Origin of the sequence: Synechococcus sp. R6-7 (assembly GCF_047461695.1) — a bacterium.
In the GTDB taxonomy this organism is placed as follows: Bacteria; Cyanobacteriota; Cyanobacteriia; order Thermostichales; family Thermostichaceae; genus Thermostichus.
The window spans coordinates 1-5,406 of the sequence record NZ_JANSHS010000357.1 but is presented as its reverse complement, the minus strand read 5'-3'; the positions used below and the strand labels follow the sequence as shown (position 1 = coordinate 5,406).

General features: G+C 58.1%; 5 protein-coding genes and 1 tRNA gene. 5 read left to right on the top strand and 1 reads right to left on the bottom strand.

The features are described 5' to 3' along the window. The first annotated feature begins 388 nt into the window (after positions 1-388). The 4 genes from NW815_RS10620 to NW815_RS10605 all read left to right on the top strand — a co-directional run bounded on the left by NW815_RS10620 (position 389) and on the right by NW815_RS10605 (position 3,665). A complete protein-coding gene (locus NW815_RS10620) occupies positions 389-1,525 on the top strand; it encodes an NYN domain-containing protein (RefSeq protein WP_414391173.1) in 1,137 nt (378 codons plus the stop codon). Positions 1,526-1,749: 224 nt separating this feature from the next. Continuing rightward, positions 1,750-2,367 (top strand): HD domain-containing protein, encoded by a 618-nt coding sequence (locus NW815_RS10615; protein ID WP_011432688.1) that lies wholly within the window; start codon positions 1,750-1,752, stop codon positions 2,365-2,367. Between the two features lie 70 nt (positions 2,368-2,437). Next, the gene (locus NW815_RS10610) at positions 2,438-2,875 is read left to right on the top strand and encodes a peroxiredoxin (RefSeq protein WP_011432689.1); all 438 of its coding nucleotides are present in this window, start codon (positions 2,438-2,440) and stop codon (positions 2,873-2,875) included. A gap of 49 nt (positions 2,876-2,924) precedes the next feature. Continuing rightward, a complete protein-coding gene (locus NW815_RS10605) occupies positions 2,925-3,665 on the top strand; it encodes a D-alanyl-D-alanine carboxypeptidase family protein (RefSeq protein WP_414415991.1) in 741 nt (246 codons plus the stop codon). Positions 3,666-3,714: 49 nt separating this feature from the next. Here the strand turns inward: NW815_RS10605 and NW815_RS10600 are convergent. After that, positions 3,715-3,786, bottom strand: a tRNA-Gly gene (locus tag NW815_RS10600). Between the two features lie 152 nt (positions 3,787-3,938). Between NW815_RS10600 and zds the strand changes: the two genes are divergently transcribed. After that, complete coding sequence (gene zds / locus NW815_RS10595) at positions 3,939-5,378, top strand: 9,9'-di-cis-zeta-carotene desaturase (protein WP_414391089.1); 1,440 nt, start codon at positions 3,939-3,941, stop codon at positions 5,376-5,378. Positions 5,379-5,406: the final 28 nt, after the last annotated feature.

Below are 5,406 nucleotides of genomic sequence, written 5' to 3'. Positions count from 1 at the left end.
GCGGGGCTCCTGCGATTTCTAGCTGACCCTGCTCCGTTCAATGGTTTTACGGCCCATACCGTCAGCCAATAGCTTGGACGTTGAATCCAGGTTGAGCGGGCCACGGGGCCTGTCGGTCAAGAGGAACAAGTTTGAGCCTGCTTTCGATAACTGACTCGATATCTGATCCGTTTGCTCAACAAGGGAAATACGCTTGTCCAGCGATTGGAAGATTCCCCTTCCAATAGCAGGCATACTGCAGTTGCTGAATTGCTCCTCTTCGATGCCTCTGGGAGTTCTGTGCATCTTGCTCTGCAAGAGGGATCCCTGAGGTGGCCCATGTGAGTGAGGTGAAATCCTGGCAACCGAGCAGATCGATAACCCAAACTGAGGAGAGCTGACTATGAGTATGAATAGGGCTTCTGCCTTCCCCTTAACCTGGCTGTGGACGGGATCCCTGGCCCTGGGGGTGACGGCCCTGGTGACCCGCCAAGTGATCTGGGGGCTCTTACCTTTGGCAGCAGCCTACCCTGCCATCCGCCGCCGCGAAGAACAGCTTGGCCAAGTTCTGGAACAGACCTGGACACAGCAGCAACAGACAGCAACCCAACTGGAGACCCTGCAAGCGCGTTTCGAGGTGCTGGACGCTCGGCTCACTGCTGAACCGTCCCTTCTGCAGCAGACCTTGGCTTCCCCGGCTGAGGCCATTCAAGAGCTCGAGCAGAAAGTAAAGGTTTTGGAGCCCATCTGGGTACAGCAGCAGCAGACGGCGGCCCAACTGGAAACATTACAAGGGCGGATCGACGCCCTCGAAGCTCGGCCCACGTCTCATCTGTCCGTGCGGCAACAGCTGGCCCCCATCACCCAGGCCATCCAGCAAATCCAGCAGCGGTTAAAAGCCGTGGAGCTGCGGTTGAATGCTCTGCCGGTATCCCAGCCCCAAGTGACTTTGGAGCAACTGGAGTTGGTGCAGGCGCAACTCCAACACCTGCAGCAGCTGGTGGCATCCCAGCCGAACCCTGCTTTTCCCCGCAAAGCCCTGGGGGTGTTCATCGACGCGGCCAATCTCCACGCCAGCGCCCAGCAGTGGGGATCCCATCTCGACTATCCCAGTCTGCTCAGCTGGCTGGCCCAGGGCAGATCCGAGATAGAAGTGCATGTCTACAGCGGGGTAGATCGCCACAACCTAGCTCAGCGTCGTTTCCTGCGGGAGTTGAGAAAACAGGGCTATCGGGTGGTCACCAAGCCGGTGGTGATCCACGCCGACGGCAGCCGCAAAGCCAATCTGGATGGGGAGCTGATCGTGGACTTGATGGCGATGCACTCCCACTACGAGACGGTGCTGCTGCTGAGTGGGGATGGAGATTTTGTGCCGGCCCTCAAGCATATCCGCCGCCAAGGCTGCCGGCTGGAGGTAGCCGCCTACAGGCCGAACACGAACCCGGCGTTAATTCGGATAGCCGACCAGTTCGTGGATTTGTGCGCTTGGCAGGGAACAGGAACGCTGGTGCCGCTGCCTGCAAAACAGACTCCGGCCACCGGCTAAACCTTGCCATCTCAGCACAGTTACATCGATTCCTGACTCCCCTCTCCCAAGGCAGGGAGAGAGGCTGGGGTTGAGGGTAGGCGGCACAGCGTCTTAACCTTGTTTGAAGTGATCAGAAGTGCTCATCTTCTCTAACCATTTTCTGATTTGCAGTCTCAACGCCTGAGACTCGCTTGGATCAACCTTGCCCCAGCAGTCAACTTAACCCCAATTAGAGAGTCCAGATGTCAACGCAACTCACACAGCGGTTTGTGCAGGCAATGCACTATGCCCATCGCTGGCATGCTTCTCAGACCCGCAAGGGAACCGGGATCCCGTACCTCAGCCATCTGTTGGCCGTAGCAGCCATCGCCCTGGAGCATGGGGCGGATGAAGATGAAGCGATTGCCGCTCTGCTCCACGACAGCCTAGAGGACGGCCCCCACAACACAGGCGAGCCCCGGGCCCAGATTGAGCAACAGATCCGGGAGCACTTTGGAGAACGGGTGCTGCAGATCATCCTGGGATGTACGGATACCGAAAGCGATGGCTCCCGAGGCGAGCCCAAAGAAAACTGGAAAGAGCGCAAAACCGCCTACCTGAAGCACCTGGAAACGGCAAATGCCTCGGTTTTGTTGGTGGCCGCCTCTGACAAGCTGCACAACGCCCGCTGCATCTTGCGGGATTTTCGCCAACTGGGGGATGAACTCTGGCAGCGGTTTTCCGCCGGAAAAGAGGGATCCCTGTGGTATTATCGATCGTTGGCAGAGATTCTGAGGCGACGGCTGCCCGGCAATCTATCGGCGGAGCTTCAAGAGCTGGTGGCTGAGTTGCAATGCCAAGCTGGAGCGGTAATGCCTTGACAGAGACAAGCAGGGCTGAAGAAAATGCTGAGGGCAGCCCTATTCATCACACTTTTTGGGTCACGCACCTATGGTTCTCGCTGTTGGCACCCCTGCTCCTGGGTTCAACACCACTGACACCCAAGGCAACCAGGTTTCGCTGGCTGATTTTGCCGGCAAAACCGTTGTCCTCTATTTTTACCCCAAAGACGACACCCCCGGCTGTACCAAAGAAGCCTGTGGATTCCGCGACGCCTACGCCGACTACCAAAGCAAGGACGTGGTGGTGCTGGGGGTGAGCATGGACGACCAAGCTTCTCACCAAAAGTTCACCGAAAAGTACAACTTGCCTTTCCCCCTACTGGTGGATAGCAGTGGGGTGATTACCCGCGCCTACGATGTGGATGGGGGCGGCTATGCCAAGCGGGTGACCTACGTCATTGATGGCGAGGGCAAAATTGCCAAGGTCTACCAGAACATCAATACCGAAACCCATGCCCGCGATATTTTGGCGGATTTGGGTTTGTAAAGACTCTGTCTCTTTTCAGCACTCCTAGGTAGGTTCCCGGCCTTTGCGCATGAACGACGACATTCCGGTCGCCCGTCGCCAGTCCACTCCGGCGAAAAAAGCGCAAAGTTCGGTGCCTGCCCTGAGGTCCCGTCTAGTCTTGGGCCTGGTGCTGGTTGGGCTAGTGCTCCTGGCGGGTTGGGGGATAGAGAAGTTACCGGGATCCCAGCGGGCGGCGGATCCCCAAGTTCTGGAGGAAGCCGGTCAGCCCTCTCTGCCGCAGCCAACTGTGCAGAATGGGCGACCTTCTCTGTTGGGGCACTATGCCTATTCAGAAGCTCCTGCAGACAGCTTGCGGGTGGTGGGCAGCTACCGTGGTCGAGAGGTGCGCCTGCGCCAGGCGGCTGCCGAAAGTTACCTTCGCATGAGCGAAGCAGCTCAAGCTGCCGGGATCCGCCTTGTCCCCATTTCCGGGTTTCGCTCCATTGCGGATCAGGAATTCTTGTTTTTTCAATTGGCTCAATCCCGAGCCTTGCGACCCGAGGAACGAGCTGCGGTCAGTGCTCCCCCTGGCTACAGCGAGCACCACACTGGCTATGCCATCGACCTTGGGGATGCCGGGTTTCCGCAGTGGGATACTCAAGAAGCCTTTGAGACCACCCCGGCCTTCCAGTGGCTGCAGAGCAACGCGGCCCGCTTTGGCTTTGAGCTGTCTTTCCCCAGAAACAACCCTCAGGGGGTGAATTACGAACCCTGGCACTGGCGCTTTGTGGGCGACCGCCATAGCCTAGAGACCTTTTACAAGCGCTAGCCAACTCCCTTCTTCTGAGGGGAGGGGGGCTGGGGGTGAGGGCCCAAAGAGCGGATGACGCGATTCGAACGCGCGACCGTCTCGTTGGCAACGAGAAGCTCTACCACTGAGCTACATCCGCGTCGGGAAATTTATGATGGCAAGTTTTGCGGTGGTTTGTCAAGTCAGGGATCCCTGGCGCATTTTGTTCCAGAATGAGAGAAGTTCATCTTTCTTTGCAGTTGCGCAAAGTCTGGGCGGGATCCCGGGCAGCGCCTGTTTGAGGGTATCGCTATGCGGGTAGCCATTATTGGGGCCGGATTGGCCGGGTTGGTGACGGCAGTCGATTTGGTTGAAGCAGGACACGAGGTGCAGATCTACGAGGCGCGGCCTTTTGTCGGCGGCAAGGTGGGATCCTGGCAGGATGCCGATGGCAACCACATCGAGATGGGGCTGCACGTTTTTTTCTGCAACTACAGCAATTTGTTTGCCCTGATGAAAAAGGTGGGAGCCTACGAGAACCTGCTGCCCAAGCAACACACCCACACCTTTGTCAACCGAGGTGGGCAAACGGCCAGTCTGGATTTTCGCTTTCCCCTGGGGGCGCCTTTCAACGGCCTCAAAGCTTTTTTCACCACCGAGCAGCTCTCTTGGGCGGACAAGCTGCGCAACGCCTTGGCGCTGGGCACCAGCCCTTTGATTCGCGGCTTGCTGGACTATGAAGGGGCAATGCGGCAAATTCGCGCCTTGGATCGGATGAGCTTTGCCGATTGGTTTCGGCGGCATGGGGGATCCGAGGGTAGCCTGAAGCGGATGTGGAACCCGATTGCCTATGCCTTGGGCTTTATTGACACGGAGCAGATTTCTGCCCGCTGCATGCTGACGATCTTTCAGATGTTTGCCAGCAAAACAGAGGCCTCCAAGCTCAATTTCCTCAAGGGATCCCCGGACACTTACCTCACTCAGCCCATCGTCCGCTACATCCAAGCCCGTGGGGGCCAGATCCACACCCGCAGAGGGGTCAGCCGCATTGAAGTGAGCGACTCCTCTCCCTACCCCGTGACCGGCTTGCTCTTGACTAATGGAGAGCGGGTAGAGGCAGATGTGTACGTGTGCGCAGCGGCGGTGGAAGGGGCCAAACGGCTGATCCCGGAAGTATGGCGGCAGTGGCCTCAGTTCGACAACCTCTACAAGCTGGAATCCGTACCTGTGGCCACGGTGCAGTTGCGCTTCGATGGCTGGGTGACGGAGCTGAACCCCCAAGGCCAGGCCAAACGAGCCAGCCAACACCCAGAGGCTCTGGGTATCGACAATCTCCTCTACACCGCCGATGCCGATTTTTCCTGCTTTGCCGATCTGGCCCTCACCAGCCCCGCCGACTACTACAAACCCGGCCAGGGATCCCTGCTACAATGCGTGCTCACGCCGGGGGATCCCTTCATTTCCATGCCCAACGAGCAAATTGCCCAGCACGTGTTGCACCAAGTCCACGAGCTGTTTCCTTCATCCCGGCAACTGAACATGACCTGGTACAGCGTGGTGAAACTGGCCCACTCCCTCTATCGAGAAGCACCGGGCATGGATCCCTACCGCCCGCAGCAAAAGACCCCAATACCCAACTTCTTTTTTGCCGGCAGCTACACCGCCCAAGACTACATCGACAGCATGGAAGGGGCCACCCTCTCCGGCCACCTGGCTGCTCAGGCCATTCTGGCTGCCCACAGGGATCCCTGATAGGAGCATGACTCTAGTCAATAATAAG

Bases quoted from the DNA above. Each gene is read 5' to 3' on its own strand.
- NW815_RS10620 (WP_414391173.1), top strand. From the start codon at position 389: ATGAATAGGGCTTCTGCCTTCCCCTTAACCTGGCTGTGGACGGGATCC.
- NW815_RS10615 (WP_011432688.1), top strand. From the start codon at position 1,750: ATGTCAACGCAACTCACACAGCGGTTTGTGCAGGCAATGCACTATGCC.
- NW815_RS10610 (WP_011432689.1), top strand. From the start codon at position 2,438: ATGGTTCTCGCTGTTGGCACCCCTGCTCCTGGGTTCAACACCACTGAC.
- zds (WP_414391089.1), top strand. From the start codon at position 3,939: ATGCGGGTAGCCATTATTGGGGCCGGATTGGCCGGGTTGGTGACGGCA.
- NW815_RS10605 (WP_414415991.1), top strand. From the start codon at position 2,925: ATGAACGACGACATTCCGGTCGCCCGTCGCCAGTCCACTCCGGCGAAA.